Genomic DNA, 14,832 nt, shown 5'->3' on the forward strand with positions numbered 1-14,832 from the left:
GAACGCGACCACCGACCCGTCAGCCGTCGACCGGGGTCTTCGCGGCCGCCGCGCCGCCGCGTGTGACGACGTCGGTGGCGGCCGCGCCGGGCCGCCGGCCCCCGAGGCCGCGCACGGACCAGGAGCACACCGCGCAGAGCGTCCCCGCCACCACCATGACGGCGAACGCGGCCACCGCGCCGTGGTCCTGGGCGAGCCGTCCCGACAGGGCCAGCGCCAGCGCCTGACCGCCCACGATGCCGCTCGTCAAGAACGCCATCGACTCCGCGAGCCGGTCCGCCGGGACAAGGCGCTCCGTCAGGCCGAACACGGTGATCAGGTGCGGCGCATAGGCCACGCCGAGCACGACCACCGTGGCGTACAGACCCACCAGGGTGTCGACGAACAGCAGCGGCACGGAGAGAACGATCAGCGCCGTGGTGGCGATCCGCCACCGCGCCGCGAGGGCGAGCCGTTCGGGCACGGCGACCATGGCGAGCCCCGCGGCCGCGCTCATCACCCCCATGGCCGCGTAGACGAGCCCGGTCTGCGAGGGCCGGCCGAGCTGTTCGGTCAGCGCGGTGATGCCTGCCTGCGAGGCGCCGAACATGGCGCCCTGGAGGACCATCGTGGCGCGCAGGGCGTACACCGCGCCCGGCAGCCCGGTGCGCGGGGCGCCTGTGCGGCGCGCGGTGGACACCTGACGCGCCGTCGGGTGCAGGGCGAAGGCCGTGCCGCAGACGGCGAGCAGCGCCGCCGCGAGCAGCAGGGCCACGGCCGGGTGGGCGAGGGCGGCGGCGAGCCCCACGAAGGCGGGCCCGAGGACGAACGACACCTCGTCCAGGGTGCCTTCGAAGGACAGCGCGCCGGCCACGGTCCGCTCGTCGGCGCCCGCGCGGTGTGCCAGCGCGACGGTCCTGCTCCGGGCGAGCGGGCCGACCTGGGGGACGCTCGCGCCCGCCAGGGCGCCCAGCAGGGCCAGCGGGCCGGTCGCGAGGTGGGAGAGGGCGGCCAGCACCAGGCCGGTCACGGCGGCGGCATTGGCGAGCGCCGCCGCCAGCACCACGGGCCGCTGTCCGTACCGGTCGGCGGCGCGCCCCAGGAGCGGTCCCGAGACGGTCTGCCCGGCGGCGAGCGCGCCGCCGGCGAGCCCGGCGGTCGCCAGGCTCCCGCTGGTTTCCGCGACGAGGAGCACACTGCCGAGCTGGCACATGGCGGTCGGCAGTCGCCCGAGGAAGGAAAGGACGGGAAGTACCGGCCCGGTCAGGGCGAGCACCTTGCGGTAGGTCTGGAGGGATCCGGCCATCAGGCGAAGCTAGCGCCGCCGACCGGGGCATACGCAGGGGCCGAAGGCACAGAAGCCGCCCAACGGGGTACGTACGTTCATATGACCCAGCCCATCGCGACTTACCGGCTCCAGCTCCAGCCTGCGTTCCCGTTCGCCGCCGCCGAGGAGGCACTTCCCTACCTCGCGGGTCTTGGAGTCTCCCATCTGCATCTGTCCCCGATCCTGGAAGCCGTGCCGGGTTCGACGCACGGATACGACGTCACCGATCACGCGACGGTCCGTCAGGAACTCGGCGGTGAGCCGGGCCTGCGCCGACTGGCCGCCAGAGCACGGGAGTCGGGCCTCGGCCTGATCCTCGACATCGTGCCGAACCACATGTCGGCATCCGCGCGCCACAACCGGCAGCTGTGGGACGTGCTGCGCGCGGGACCCGCCTCGCCGTACGCCCCGTGGTTCGACATCGACTGGGCGGCGGGAGACGGCCGGGTCCTGCTTCCGGTCCTCGCAGCGCCCCTCGGCGCGGAGCTCGACCGCCTGACGGTGGACGGCGACGTACTGCGTTACGGCGAGGCGTGCTTCCCCCTGCGGGAGGGCACCCGCGGCCTGCCGATGGCCCAGTTGCTCGACGCCCAGTGGTACCGGCTCGGCTGGTGGCGGCTGGCCAGGACCGAGCTCACCTACCGGCGTTTCTTCACCATCTCCGACCTGATCGCCCTTCGCGTGGAGGACGAGAGCGTCTTCACCGCGACCCACGCCAAGATCCTTGAACTGGTCGAGGACTCGGTGGTGGACGGCCTGCGGATCGACCATCCGGACGGTCTCGCGGACCCCGAGGGGTATCTGTGCCGCCTAAACGAGGCGACCGGCGGCCGCTGGACGGTCGTCGAGAAGATCCTCACCGGCGACGAGCGGCTGCCGGCGACCTGGCCCGTCGCCGGGACGACCGGCTACGACGCCCTGCGGCACATCGACGGGCTCTTCACCGACCCGGCGGGGACGGCCCAACTCCAGTCCCAGTACGCCCGGTTCACCGGCCTGAGCGAGGACCGGGGAGGCCGCTGGGAGCCGACGGTCCGCCGGGCGGCGTACCGGGTGCTCACCCACGACCTGGCCGCCGAGACCGGACACCTGGTGCGCCTGGCCCAGCACATCTGCGCCACGGGCAGCCCGCGCCTGCGCGACCACGCCCCCTGGGCCCTGCGGCTCGCCGTGCGGGAGCTCCTGGTCCGTGTGCCGGTCTACCGCCCCTACCGGTCGGGGGCGGAGCTGGTCCTGACCGCATCGGCGGCCCAGGAGGCGAAGGCGGCGTTCTTCGTGCCGGACGAGGCGGCCGCGGTGGACGTGGTGCGGGACCTGGCACTTGGCCGGCTCGGCGACGGCCCGGACCAGGAGCGGTTCCGTGCGCGCTTCGCGCAGACGGCTTCGGCGCTGCACGCCAAGTCCGTGGAGGACACCGCCTTCTACCGGTACACCCCGCTCCTTTCGGTGAACGAGGTCGGCGGGGACCCGGGCAGGCCATCGGTGGACCCCGGCGAGTTCCACGCGTTCTGCTCCGATCTGGCCCGTGACTGGCCGAGCACCGGCACCGTCCTGTCCACGCACGACACCAAGCGCAGCGCGGAGGTGCGAGCCAGGATCGCGGTGCTGTCGGAGTGCCCGCAGCGGTGGGCCGCGCTCCTGGAGCAGGTCGCGGGAGCCAAGGCCCCCGACGCGCACCTCGCCTGGGCGGCGTGGCAGACCTCGGTCGGGCTCGGCGGGGCGGCAAAGACGGAGCGGATCGGTGCGGCGCTCCTGAAGGCGGTGCGCGAGGCCGGGCTGCACACGACCTGGACGGAGCAGGACCCGGAGTACGAGAAGGCCGTCGGCGACTTCGTCGCGGCGGGCCCCGGCGGTCAACTGGCCTCATGGGTGCAGGAGTTCGCGCGCGAGACCGAAAAGGCCGCACGGGCCAACAGCCTCGGGGCCGCGCTGCTGCATCTGACGATGCCAGGTGTGCCGGACCTCTACCAGGGGACGGAGGCGGAGTACACGGCGCTGGTGGACCCCGACAACCGGCGTCCGGTCCCCTTCGATCCGGCGGCGCAGGCCGACCCCGGCGACAAGCTGGGGCTCACGCTGGCCGCGTTGCGGCTGCGCCGGGAACGTCCTGCCGCGTTCGGCGCGTCGTCGAGCTACCTGGCGCTTGAGGCGCGCGGACCGCGCGCCTCCCACTGTGTGGCGTTCTGCCGCTCGGGCGAGGTGGTGACGGCGGTGACCCGGCTCTCGCTGCGCCTGGCACAGGCGGGCGGCTGGGCGGACACCCAGCTGCGGCTTCCCGACGGCGCGTGGGTGGACGTCCTCGCGGCCGGGCGCCGCTTCACCGGCGCGGTGGACCTGGCGGAGCTGTTCGGGGAGCGCCCCGTGGCGCTGCTCAAGAGGGCCGTATGAGGAGGATGCGAGGGGCCCGGGTGAGCAGTCCGCTCTCGGCCGCGTCGAAGCCGTCGGCCCTGCGCAGCCCGGGCATGGCGGTGAGCAGGGCGTTCACTGCGCACTCCGCCTCAAGTTCGGCTACGCGCGCGGCCGGGCAGCCCGCGGGCCCGAAGGCGGACCGGCCGGGCGCGGTGCGGTGCAGGTCGAAGCGGTCGGGGTCGGTGAACCGGTCGGGGTCGCGGTTCGCGGCTCCGACGAGCAGCGCGACCGCGTCCCCCGCCGGTACGGTGCCGCCGGACAGGGCGCGTGCCCGCACGGCCCTGCGCAGCACCACGTGGACGGGCGGATTGCGCCGCAGCGATTCCTCCCACGCCTGCCCGATCAGCGCGGGGACCGCTTTGACCAGCTCCAACTGCTCGGGATGGTCGAGGAGGTTGGCCATGAGCGAGGCGAGCGCCCGGCCGGTGAGCAGCGCGTGTTCCGCGGAGCGGGCCGCGAGCAGCGCCACTTTGGTGCCACCGCGGTGGCAGCCCGCGTCCACGGCGGCCGGTGCCTCCAGGCGGCTGCGGGCCGCCGTCGCGCCGCAGCGTCCCATGACGGCCCCGTAGGAGAGTCCGGTCGCGGCGGCGATGGTGCCGGTCGGCAGCCAGCGGCAGAACTCCTCGACGAGGTCGGCCTCCTGGCGTCCGGCGAGCCTGCGGGCCAGGACGTACGCGGTGCGGGCGCACACCTCGCGCAGCAGCGCGAAGGCGCTCTCGGGCGCCGCGTACTCCTGGGCGCAGCGCACCGTCCCCGGCCCGCAGCAGGGGCCGCGGCGAGGCCCGGCGAGGTGATCGTCGCCGAGCGCGGGGGCGACATCCGCGTACCGGCTGACCAGCCACGCCCCGATCCTGGCGTCCCAGAGCAGGGGGTGTTCCTCGCGCAGGGCCCGGTAGAAGGCGTACGGGTCGCGGCGGGCGGCGGGCCCGAGCAGCGAGAGTGCCGGGGTCGGGGAGGGAAGGGGGGCGGCCTCGGCCGGTTCGACGGTCGTCACGCTCACCTCCGCGCTCACGGCACCCGGCGGGGGCGGCGGGGCGCGGCCCCTGCGGCCCGGGGTAGTTTCAAAGGGCCGCCGGGCTCCGGTGGCTGCTCTCAGCGGACCACCTCCGCCGTGCGGTCGCGATCCGCGTTCGGCCGTCCGGGTGAGGGCTTGGCGGTGCCGTACGGCGCTGACCTGCGCAACAGCTCGGTGAAGGCGGCCGCGGCGCCGGCCAGCTCGACCCGTGAGAACACCGCCAGGCCGCGCTTCCACGACGGCTCGACCGAGAGCAGCACGCAGTCCTCACCGATCCCGCCGCGCACGACGTGGGTGGGCACGGCGACCACGCCCACCCCAGCGGCCGCCATCCGCACCGCCGTCGAGGTGTGCTCGGTGCGCACGACGGTGCGCGGGGTGAAGCCCGCCCGCCCGCAGACCAGGTCGAGGAAGGGCAGCCCGTCGATGACGGGCTCCATGGCGCACCGCACCCAGGCGTGGTCCGCGAGCTCTTCCAGACGCACCGAGGTACGGCCCGCCAGGGGGTCGTCGAAGGCGACGACGAGCGCGATCTCCTCCTCGCCGACGGACACGACGGGCCCTTCCCAGTGCAGCGGCGCCGGCCCGACGGCGAGGTCGGCGGCGCCGCGTTCGAGCGCTTCCTCCAGGGCCTCGGTGCCGGCGTACTCATGGAGCAGCAGCCGCACACCGGGGTGAGCGCGCCGCCAGCGGGCGAACGCATCGGGCAGCACGCCGACGGCGACCGAGTGCACGGCGGCGATGTGCAGTTCGCCGCCCTCGGCTCCTGCCGCCGCACGGGCGGCGCGCCGGGCCTGAAGGGCGCTGCGCACCGCCAGCCGTGCGTGCGGCAGGAAGGCGCGGCCCATCGGGGTGAGCCGCACCCCGCGCGGCAGCCGCTCCAGGAGCTCGCCGCCGACGGACTTCTCCAGTGCCTTGATCTGGTGCGAGAGCGCGGGCTGGGTGACGTGCAGCAGGTCCGCGGCCCGGGTGAACGAGGTCTCCTCGACCACCGTGACGAAGTACTCCATCTGTCGCAGGCTCACGCCGCGCCCCCTCTCCCGTCGGCCGCACGTGCCGCGGCCGGCACGCCATAAGCATCATGCATCGCTCTCACAAGAACATTGCCTTGGACGCATGGCAGCGCTGGGGCGGAGGGTTGCCTCATGACCGGGCCGCACGCCGCGCCCCCGGCTGAGCTCGTGACGGAGCCCTCGACCGAGAACGGGACCGCACCCATGACGCACTCCTTGACGCCTCCCAGCACGACGCACCCCATGGCCGGCTCCGTGACGCAGGACCGCGTGGCCGATGTGATTGTGATCGGCGGCGGCACCGGCGGCTATTCCACCGCGCTGCGCGCCGCCGGCCTCGGCCTGAAGGTCGTGCTCGCGGAACGCGACAAGATCGGCGGCACCTGCCTGCACCGTGGCTGCATCCCCAGCAAGGCGATGCTGCACGCCGCCGAGCTGGTGGACGGGATCGCCGAGGCGCGGGAGCGCTGGGGGGTGAAGGCGAGCCTGGACTCGATCGACTGGCAGGCCCTGGTGGCGACCCGGGACGACATCGTCTCGCGCAACCACAAGGGCGTCGAGGGTCACCTGTCGCACCAGGGGGTCGAAGTGCTGCGCGGCGGCGCCCGGTTGACGGGGCCGCGCAGCGTTTACGTCGAGGGCCATGGCAACGTCGTCGCCCGACGCGGCATCGTGCTCGCCACCGGTTCGCGCCCCCGCATGCTGCCGGGCCTTTCGGCGGACGGGCATCGCGTGGTGACGAGCGACGACGCGTTGTTCGCCGCCGGGCTTCCGCGATCCGTGCTGGTGCTCGGCGGTGGCGCGATCGGTGTCGAATACGCGTCCTTCCACCGGTCGATGGGCGCCGAGGTCACCCTGGTCGAGGCCGCCGACCGGCTGGTGCCGCTCGAAGACGCCGACGTCAGCCGGCATTTGACCCGCGGGCTGAAGAAGCGCGGCATTGACGTGCAGAGCGGCGCGCGCTTCGAGGACGCGACCGTGCTGCCGGACGGCGTCCGCGCCTCGGTGCGCACCGCGCGCGGCGAGCTCCGCACCGTCGAGGCGGAGCGGCTTCTGGTCGCGGTGGGCCGCGCGCCGGTCACCGACGGACTCGGTCTGGCCGCGGCCGGGCTCGCCACCGACGAGCGGGGCTTCGTCGCACCGGCCGACTGGTCCCGGCTCGAAACCGAGGTCCCCGGTATCCATGTGGTGGGCGATCTGCTGCCGCCGCCTTCGCTCGGCCTTGCCCATGCCTCCTTCGCGGAGGGCTTGTTGGTCGCCGAGACGCTGGCCGGGGTGGCTTCCGCGCCCGTCGACTACGCGGCGGTGCCCCGGGTCACGTACTCCTCGCCGCAGACCGCGTCGGTGGGCCTGACCGAGGCCGACGCCCGTAACCGCGGACATGACGTCGTGGTCAACACCCTGCCCCTGACGGCCGTCGCCAAGGGCATGGTGCACGGGCAGGGCGGGGTGGTGAAGGTGGTCGCCCAACGCGGCGGGCAGGTCCTCGGGGTGCATCTGGTCGGCCCGAACGTGTCCGAGATGATCGCCGAGAGCCAGCTGATCGTCGGCTGGGACGCCGAGCCCTCGGACGTGGCCCGTCACATCCACGCCCACCCCACGCTGTCGGAGGCCGTCGGCGAAACCTTCCTCACTCTGGCCGGGCGGGGCCTGCACCAGCAGTGAGAACGCGGGCCCGGCGCGCCTGCGGGGACGCCGGTCCCGACGGCCGGGACCACGGTCCCCACGGGCCGGGGCGCCGGTCACCACGGCCGGGGCGCCGGTCCCCACGCCGGGAGGTCGGTCCCCACGGCCGGAACCATGGTCTCCACGGCCGGGGGGCCGGTCCCCACCCGGGGACGCCGGTCCCACCCGGGGACGCCGGCCCCACCCGAGGACGCCGGCCCCACCCGAGGACGCCGGACCCCACCCGGGTCGGTCCCCGCGCGCCGCTCAGTGCGCGGCGAGCCGGAAGGCCATCCGGCCGAAGCTGACCTGGTCGCCGTCGGCCACGGCGACCACTCCCGTCACCCGACGCCCGTTGACACAGGTCCCGTTGGTGGAGCCGAGGTCGCGCAGCTGCCACGTCCCCGACTGGAAGACGAGTTCGGCGTGCACCCGCGACACCGTCTCGTGGCTCAGCCGCAGCCCGTTGGCCGGGTCGCGGCCGATGCGCAGCGGATAGGGGCCGGGCACGGGGAACAGGAGCTTGGGCAGCCGTTCCGACTGCCAGGCCCTGCGCAGCGAGACGGAGAACTCCGACACCCGGCCCACCGCGCCGAACACCGCCTTCGCCCAGCGGCCACGGCTCTCCAAGTCGGCGGTCAAGGCGCTCAGTTCGTCCGGACTGCGGGCGGCAAGCGCGATGTCCACGCGCCGCAGGAACGTGTCGTGCGACAGCTTGCCCTCGGCCGCGCCCTCGCGCAGCACGTCCAGGACCCGGTCGCGTTCCGCGTCGGACAATCGCGCGGGCGCCGAGGAGGTCTGGAATTCGAAAGAGGGCGTCACACCGCCGATTGTCCTTCCACGGGGCCGGACGTGTCCAGCACGGGGCGCCCTGCTCAGGACGCTCTCGCGCACCGCCGCCCCCACCGCTGACCTGCGCCGCAGCGACACCCGTGGCCGTAATTGCCTTGCCTGGCCGTGCTGGTGCGCTGTTAGGGTCTGCCGACTTCTCAGCATCCAAGGGGACCTCTTGACGACTTCCGCGTCGGACATCACCATCCGTCCGCTCGCAGGGCCCGGCGAACTCGGGCTCTTCCAGCAGCTTTCCTATGTCCTCGACCACGAGTTGGCGGACGATCTGGCCACCGGCCGCCGCATCCCCGGCTGGATGTGGGTGGCCCTGCGCGGGGACCGCGTCCTGGCGCGCATCGCGTGGTGGACCGGCACGAGCGGCGCCGCGCCGCGCAGTCTCGACTTCTTCGACGTCGACGACTCCCTGCCGGCGCCCGAGCGCCACGAGATCGGCCTGCGTCTGGTGAACACGGCGACCGCCGCCGTGGTGCCCGCCGGCGTGACGCGCCCCGAGTACGGACGTTTCGTTCCCGGCGACTGGCGCGAGGACCCCGCCGCCCGCGAGGTCGTCGAGACCAGGCTGGCCGTCATGGCCGCCTGCGGCGCGACACCGCTCGTCGAACGGCTGCGCCTGGAGTGGCGGCCCGGCACTCCGCTCCCCGCCGAGTCCACGCGCCTGACGTTCCGCCCCGCCACCGACCGCGACGAACTCATCGCGCTGATGGCGCTCGTCGCGGAGGGCTCACTGGACGAGCACACGCGCGAGGAACTGCTCACGATGACCCCGCGCGCGTCCGCGGAGCTCATGTACGAGGAGGAGTTCGAGACGAACACCACGCCGCGCGCGTGGTGGCGGATCGCCGAGCTCCCGGGCGGCGGCGGGCCCGTCGGCTTCGTGATCCCGGCCCGCAACAGCTACAACCCGATCATCTCCTACATCGGCGTGCTGCCCGCGCACCGGGGCCACGGCTACATCGACGACATCCTGGCCGAGGGCACCCGGATCCTCGCCGCGCAGAACGTGCCCCGGATCCGCGCCGCCACCGATCTGCCCAACGTGCCCATGGCGAACGCCTTCAGCCGCGCGGGCTATGTCGTCTTCGAGCGCGCGATCAACATGATCTGGAAGTAGTCCCGAATTGCGGGCGTGTCCCGCTCGTCTGTCGCACCATGGTCGCAACCGGTAACGACAGGGGGACACGCCAGTGCTGTTCGAAGTGTGGGCGCCGCACGCCGACGGGACCGCCCTTCTTTTGGAGGGCGCGAACCATCCCATGCGCCGCCATCCCGTGCGCGCGGGCTGGTGGCTGGCCGAGGCCGAGGGCCGCGCGGGCGACCGCTACGGCTACGTACTGGACGACGGCCCCGTCCTGCCCGACCCGCGCTCACGCCGTCAGCCCGACGGCCCGGACGGCCTCAGCGCCGTCGTCGTCCACGACACCTTCGCCTGGCAGCATCCTTGGCGGGGCCGGCCGCTGCAACGAGCCGTCCTGTACGAGCTGCACATCGGCACCTTCACCTCCGAAGGCACCCTGGACGCGGCGGCCCAACACCTTTTCCATCTGGCCGAGTTGGGGATCACCCACATCGAGCTGATGCCGGTGTGCCCGTTCCCGGGCCGTCACGGCTGGGGGTACGAAGGTGTCAGTCTCTGGGCGGTGCACGAGCCCTACGGCGGCCCCGAGGCCCTAAAGAGGTTCGTCGACGCCGCGCACGCCCACGGCCTCGGCGTGGTCCTGGACGTCGTGCACAACCACCTGGGGCCCTCCGGCAACCACCTGCCCGCCTTCGGCCCGTACTTCACGGACACCCACCACACGCCCTGGGGCTCGGCCGTCAATCTGGACGCTCCGGGCTCCGACGAGGTCCGCGCCTTCCTCCTGGAGAGCGCTCTCGCCTGGCTGCGCGACTACCACCTCGACGGGCTGCGCCTGGACGCGGTGCACGCGCTCGCCGACACCCGTGCGTACACCTTCCTGGAAGAGCTCGCGACCGCCGTCGACGCGCTCGCGGCCGAGCTCGACAGGCCCCTGTTCCTCGTCGCCGAGTCCGACACCTGCGATCCGCGCACCACCACACCGCGCGACGAGGGCGGCATCGGCCTGCACGCCCAGTGGAACGACGACTTCCACCACGCGTTGCACACCGCTCTCACGGGCGAATCCCAGGGCTACTACGCCGACTTCGCCCGCGCACCGCTCGCCGCCCTCGCCAAGACCCTGACCCGCGTGTTCTTCCACGACGGTACGCATTCGAGTTTCCGCGGCCGCGTTCACGGCCGTCCCGTGGACCGTGTCCGCACCCCCGCGCACCGCTTCCTCGGCTACGCCCAGACCCACGACCAGGTCGGCAACCGGGCCCAGGGCGACCGCCTCTCGGCCACCCTATCGACGAACCTGCTGGCCTGCGCGGCGACCCTGACCCTGACGAGCCCGTTCCCGCCGATGCTCTTCATGGGCGAGGAGTGGGGCGCCCGTACCCCCTGGCAGTTCTTCACCGACCACACCGACCCCGACCTCGCGCGGGCCGTACGGGAGGGCAGGCGGCGGGAGTTCACCTCCCACGGCTGGGCCGCCGAGGACATCCCCGACCCGCAGGACCCGGCCACACGACAGCGCTCGTGCCTCGACTGGACGGAGCCGTCGGGCGAACCCCACGCGCGGCTCCTGGCCTGGTACCGCGAACTCATCGCACTGCGCCGGGACCGTCCCGACCTCACCGACCCCGACCTCGCGGCCGTCAAGGTGGCGTACGACGAGGAGGCGCGCTGGCTCACCTATCGGCGCGGTGACCTGCGGGTCGTGGTCAACCTCTCGAAGGAGGCCGTCAGGGTCAGGCTCGGGACCGGCGGCCGGGTCCTCGCGGCGTGGGAGCCGGTCGAGGCACCCGGCGCGGACGGGCTCGTGCTGATGCCACCGGAATCCTGCGCGATCCTCGGCCGCTGAGGCCCCCGCACCTCAACCCCCTTACCCTGAGGGCCTGTTACTCGACGATCGCCATGGCGCGGTCGGTGGTGTTGAAGCGCCGGCCGCCGTCATCCGTCACGGTGACGATGTCCTCGATCCGCACACCGAACCGGCCCGGCAGGTAGATGCCCGGCTCGATGGAGAAACACATCCCGGGCACCAGCGGCCGCTCCTCGCCCTCGATCATGTACGGCGGCTCGTGGGTGGTCACGCCGATGCCGTGGCCGGTGCGGTGGATGAAGTACTCGCCGTATCCGGCGTCCGTGATCACCGCGCGCGCCGCACGGTCGACGTCCTGGCAGGCGGCGCCGGGCCGCACCGCGTCGAAGCCCGCGGCCTGCGCCTCGCGCACCACGTCGTGCACGCGCTGCTCCTCGGCGCTGGGCTCGCCGACATGGACGGTACGGGTGGTGTCGGACCCGTACCCGTGCTTGAGCCCGCCGAAGTCGAGCACGACCATGTCGCCGTGCTCGATGGTGCGCTCGCCCGCCTCGTGGTGCGGGTTGGCTCCGTTGGGCCCGGATCCGACGACCGTGAAGTCCACTTGTGCATGGCCGTACTTGAGGAGCAGGGCCGCCAGATCGGCGGCGACCTCCGTCTCCTTGCGGCCGGCGAACCGCACCTTCACGATGTCCTGGTACGCGGCGTCGGCCGCCGCGCCCGCCGCCTCAAGACGGGCCAGCTCGTGCTCGTCCTTGACGGCCCGCAGCATGGGCAGCGCCTCGGTCAGCGAGACGTATGAGGTGCCGGGCAGTTCCTTCTGCAGGCCGAGCAGGTGCATCGCCCAGGCGTTGTCGCTCACACCGAAGCGGCCGCGGCCGTCCAGGAGGGGAGCCGTCACGGCGTACGGGTCATTGCCGTCGGTCCAGTCCCGCAGGGTCAGGGCGGCGGCGCCTGCGGCGTGCGCCGCGTCGGGCGCTTCCAGGGTCGGCACGACCAGCACCGGGTCCCGGCCCGGCGCGAGCACCAGGACGGTCAGCCGTTCGGTGATCGCGGTCGGCTGGTAGCCGGTGAGATACACGAGGTCGGGGCCGGGCGCGACGAGCACACCGGCCAGTCCGGCGTCGGCGGCGGACTCGGCGGCGCGGGCCATCCGGGCCCGGTAGTCGTCGGCGGTGAAGGACGCGGGAACAGGTGTCGTGGACATGGGCTCATCCTGCCCGCACCCGCCCCCGGGCGCGAGGGCCCGGCCTGCCGATCGCACCGCCCCCGATCGGAATGGGCCCCCGGGTCCCGCCACCGGAATCGGCCCCCGGGTCCCGCCACCGCGCTCCCGCGTCAGAGCCCGTCCATCTCCTCATCGACAAGTCGCTCAAGCAGCTCGCCGAAGTCCTCACCGACGACGATCCGCAGCCCTTCGCCGTCGCGATCGCTGAGCTGGGTGAGCACGCCGCCGCGCCACCAGTAGACGTACGGGCTGATCGACCCCGGGGTGTCCTCGAAGCCGGAGGCGGCGAACGACGCCATGGCGTTGAGGGCGAGGACCATGCCGGAGTCGCGGATGACGTGGAAGGCGAGTTGATGGCGGAAAGGCATCGCCACCAGCGCACCTTCCGGGGGGAGCTCCGCTCCGGTCACCTGGCGGACGACCGCGTCGAGGGCCAGCACCCGGCTCGCCGTGTAGAAGGAATCACCCACGACGAGCTCGAAGCGCATCCCGTCGTCGCCCTTGACCGTCTCATGTCCCTCGACCGGCAGCTCCCGCAGATTGCGCAGCGCCAGCTCCCGCAGCTCAGGGACCTTGCCCAGAGGTTCGAGAGCTTCATCGGTCAGCATCATGACGCTCTCGGGGAGGTCGAGGGCAAGGATCTCGTAGAGGCCGGGCGCCACGCTGCGCGCATATCCGAAACTCTGCGGATCGAGCCCGTCGCCGCTGATGACCCGGGGGTAGAGCTGGGCGCGGATCTGCTCGGGCGCCATGGTGTCGAGCGCGGAGGGCGCGTCCATGGTGCGCAGCACCATGCCGACGTGCCTGCGGATCAGTTCCGGCCACACGCGCGGCCCGCGCGGCTCGTTGTGGCAGACGGCCGCGAGGTTGCCGAGCCCGAACCGGCGGCCGCCGCTGTCCTTGACCGAGTCCGCGTAGACGGTGACCTCAAGGCCCAGCTCGGCGAACGCCTCCCTGACCACGGCGCGGAACCGGGCGCCCTCGTCGTTCGAGAAGAAGCCGAACTCGGAATCCCGTGGAACGTCACTCGCGTCCCGCCTCGGCCCTCGTCGGAATATCCCCACGTCTGCTGCCTTCCCCTCGCACGGTCGCCAGAGCTGCGAGCCTACCCAGCCAGAGCCCGGGTGATGACAAGATCGGCCCGCATGCGGCCTGCGGCCACGAGGTGCGCGTCGGCCTCGTCGCTCTCCCTGACCCATCGCTCGGCGCGGTCCCGCGGCTTCCCGTGCCGCACATGCCGCTCGACCAGCCCGCGCACCCGCTCCTCGTCATCGGCCTGGACGTACCAGATCTCGTCGACGAGGTCCGCGACACCTGCCCACGCCCCTTCGTCGTGGAGCAGGTAATTGCCCTCGGTCACGACGAGCGGCACCTCGGGGTCCACGGGGATGCTCCCGGCCACCGCCTCCTCCAGCGAGCGGTCGAAATCCGGTGCGTAGATGACGGTTCCCGGCTCGGGCGAGCGCAGTCGGCCGAGCAGAGCGGCAAATCCGGCCGCGTCGAAGGTGTCGGGCGCGCCCTTGCGCTCAGCACGTCCGAGCCGGCGCAGCTCCCGGCCGGCGAGGTGGAATCCGTCCATCGGCACGAGCACGGCCTGCCCGTCCAGGCGCGCCACCAACTCCCCTGCCAGCGTGGACTTCCCAGCGCCCGGCGGGCCCGCGATGCCGAGGATACGACGCCGGCCGGGAGCGACGAGGGAGCGGGCGCGGCCGACGAGACGGTCGAGGTCGAGATCCATCCCCGCATTGTTCCACCGCCACGGCCCCGCACCAGGTAGTACGTATAACCTGGTGCGCATGCCGCACATTGCACTGATCACGCTCGTCGTGCGCGACTACGACGAGGCCATCGACTTCTACACCCGGGCCCTCGGTTTCGAGCTGGCCGAGGACACCGACCGAGGGGACGGCTCGCGCTGGGTGGTGGTCCGCCCGCGCGGCACCACGACCGGTGCGGCCTCGCTGCTGTTGGCACGAGCCAAGGACGAAACCCAGTTGGCGAGCGTGGGCGCGCAGACCGGTGGGCGCGTCGGGTTCTTCCTGCACACCGAGGACTTCGCGGGCGACCATGCCAGGATGCTGGCGGCCGGCGTCCGCTTCCTGGAGGAGCCGCGTCACGAGCCGTACGGGTCGGTCGCGGTCTTCGAGGACCTGTACGGAAATCGCTGGGACCTGCTCCAGCCGGCGTGAGCGGTCACCGCGCGTGCCCGGCCTCAACGCGCGTGACCGTTGATGCGCGTGACTGCCTACGCGTGTGACCGCCTACGCGTGTGCGGTCAACGCGTGTGCGGTCAACGCGTGTGACGGTCAACGCGAAAAAGCCCCGCACCGTGACCGTATTTCTACGATCTGGTGCGGGGCTTTCCCCACAATTTGTTCGGCGGCGTCCTACTCTCCCACAGGGTCCCCCCTGCAGTACCATCGGCGCTGAAAGGCTTAGCTTCCGGGTTCGGAATGTAA

Annotated in this window: 12 protein-coding genes and 1 rRNA gene; 5 read left to right on the forward strand and 8 right to left on the reverse strand. The window is 72.9% G+C overall.

Features of this window, described 5'->3' with window-relative positions:
* Window positions 1-19: 19 nt before the first annotated feature.
* Window positions 20-1,285 (reverse strand): MFS transporter, encoded by a 1,266-nt coding sequence (locus ACGFW5_RS27115; protein WP_393836897.1) that lies wholly within the window; start codon window positions 1,283-1,285, stop codon window positions 20-22.
* A gap of 81 nt (window positions 1,286-1,366) precedes the next feature.
* Between ACGFW5_RS27115 and treY the strand changes: the two genes are divergently transcribed.
* The gene (gene treY / locus ACGFW5_RS27120; RefSeq protein ID WP_393836898.1) at window positions 1,367-3,694 is read left to right on the forward strand and encodes a malto-oligosyltrehalose synthase; all 2,328 of its coding nucleotides are present in this window, start codon (window positions 1,367-1,369) and stop codon (window positions 3,692-3,694) included.
* Here the strand turns inward: treY and ACGFW5_RS27125 are convergent.
* The gene (locus ACGFW5_RS27125) at window positions 3,678-4,709 is read right to left on the reverse strand and encodes a cytochrome P450 (RefSeq protein ID WP_393836899.1); all 1,032 of its coding nucleotides are present in this window, start codon (window positions 4,707-4,709) and stop codon (window positions 3,678-3,680) included. The genes treY and ACGFW5_RS27125 overlap by 17 nt on opposite strands.
* Before the next feature lie 98 nt (window positions 4,710-4,807).
* The gene (locus ACGFW5_RS27130) at window positions 4,808-5,740 is read right to left on the reverse strand and encodes a LysR substrate-binding domain-containing protein (RefSeq protein WP_393836914.1); all 933 of its coding nucleotides are present in this window, start codon (window positions 5,738-5,740) and stop codon (window positions 4,808-4,810) included.
* A gap of 246 nt (window positions 5,741-5,986) precedes the next feature.
* On the opposite strand from ACGFW5_RS27130, the gene lpdA reads away from it, so the two are divergent.
* Complete coding sequence (lpdA, locus tag ACGFW5_RS27135) at window positions 5,987-7,408, forward strand: dihydrolipoyl dehydrogenase (protein WP_393836915.1); 1,422 nt, start codon at window positions 5,987-5,989, stop codon at window positions 7,406-7,408.
* Window positions 7,409-7,675: 267 nt separating this feature from the next.
* On the opposite strand, the gene ACGFW5_RS27140 is transcribed toward lpdA, so the two are convergent.
* A complete protein-coding gene (locus ACGFW5_RS27140) occupies window positions 7,676-8,230 on the reverse strand; it encodes an FHA domain-containing protein (protein ID WP_393836900.1) in 555 nt (184 codons plus the stop codon).
* A gap of 187 nt (window positions 8,231-8,417) precedes the next feature.
* Here ACGFW5_RS27140 and ACGFW5_RS27145 point away from each other — a divergent pair, with 187 nt between their 5' ends.
* Together ACGFW5_RS27145 and treZ are read left to right on the forward strand one after the other, a co-directional pair.
* Window positions 8,418-9,371, forward strand: a complete 954-nt coding sequence (locus ACGFW5_RS27145) for a GNAT family N-acetyltransferase (protein ID WP_393836901.1) — start codon at window positions 8,418-8,420, stop codon at window positions 9,369-9,371.
* 73 nt (window positions 9,372-9,444) lie between these two features.
* Window positions 9,445-11,184, forward strand: a complete 1,740-nt coding sequence (treZ, locus tag ACGFW5_RS27150; RefSeq protein ID WP_393836902.1) for a malto-oligosyltrehalose trehalohydrolase — start codon at window positions 9,445-9,447, stop codon at window positions 11,182-11,184.
* A 37-nt stretch (window positions 11,185-11,221) separates the two neighbouring features.
* Here the strand turns inward: treZ and ACGFW5_RS27155 are convergent, their stop codons facing one another.
* From ACGFW5_RS27155 to ACGFW5_RS27165, 3 genes are all read right to left on the reverse strand, one after another.
* Entirely contained in the window at window positions 11,222-12,352 is a 1,131-nt protein-coding gene (locus ACGFW5_RS27155) for a M24 family metallopeptidase (protein WP_393836903.1), read from the reverse strand.
* A gap of 131 nt (window positions 12,353-12,483) precedes the next feature.
* The gene (locus ACGFW5_RS27160; RefSeq protein ID WP_393836904.1) at window positions 12,484-13,437 is read right to left on the reverse strand and encodes a hypothetical protein; all 954 of its coding nucleotides are present in this window, start codon (window positions 13,435-13,437) and stop codon (window positions 12,484-12,486) included.
* A gap of 41 nt (window positions 13,438-13,478) precedes the next feature.
* Window positions 13,479-14,111, reverse strand: coding sequence for a nucleoside/nucleotide kinase family protein (locus tag ACGFW5_RS27165; RefSeq protein ID WP_393836905.1), 633 nt, complete (start codon window positions 14,109-14,111; stop codon window positions 13,479-13,481).
* A 58-nt stretch (window positions 14,112-14,169) separates the two neighbouring features.
* Here ACGFW5_RS27165 and ACGFW5_RS27170 point away from each other — a divergent pair, with 58 nt between their 5' ends.
* Window positions 14,170-14,562 (forward strand): VOC family protein, encoded by a 393-nt coding sequence (locus tag ACGFW5_RS27170; RefSeq protein WP_393836906.1) that lies wholly within the window; start codon window positions 14,170-14,172, stop codon window positions 14,560-14,562.
* Window positions 14,563-14,747: 185 nt separating this feature from the next.
* On the opposite strand, the gene rrf is transcribed toward ACGFW5_RS27170, so the two are convergent.
* Window positions 14,748-14,832 (reverse strand): 5S ribosomal RNA (gene rrf, locus ACGFW5_RS27175); the annotation flags it as partial.

The organism is Streptomyces sp. NPDC048416, assembly GCF_043200435.1.
Classification (GTDB): Bacteria; Actinomycetota; Actinomycetes; order Streptomycetales; family Streptomycetaceae; genus Streptomyces.

Excerpts from the sequence above, each read along its gene's own strand:
- ACGFW5_RS27115 (WP_393836897.1), bottom strand. The coding sequence starts at position 1,285 with ATGGCCGGATCCCTCCAGACCTACCGCAAGGTGCTCGCCCTGACCGGG.
- treY (WP_393836898.1), top strand. The coding sequence starts at position 1,367 with ATGACCCAGCCCATCGCGACTTACCGGCTCCAGCTCCAGCCTGCGTTC.
- ACGFW5_RS27130 (WP_393836914.1), bottom strand. The coding sequence starts at position 5,740 with ATGGAGTACTTCGTCACGGTGGTCGAGGAGACCTCGTTCACCCGGGCC.
- lpdA (WP_393836915.1), top strand. The coding sequence starts at position 5,987 with ATGGCCGGCTCCGTGACGCAGGACCGCGTGGCCGATGTGATTGTGATC.
- ACGFW5_RS27155 (WP_393836903.1), bottom strand. The coding sequence starts at position 12,352 with ATGTCCACGACACCTGTTCCCGCGTCCTTCACCGCCGACGACTACCGG.
- ACGFW5_RS27165 (WP_393836905.1), bottom strand. The coding sequence starts at position 14,111 with ATGGATCTCGACCTCGACCGTCTCGTCGGCCGCGCCCGCTCCCTCGTC.
- ACGFW5_RS27170 (WP_393836906.1), top strand. The coding sequence starts at position 14,170 with ATGCCGCACATTGCACTGATCACGCTCGTCGTGCGCGACTACGACGAG.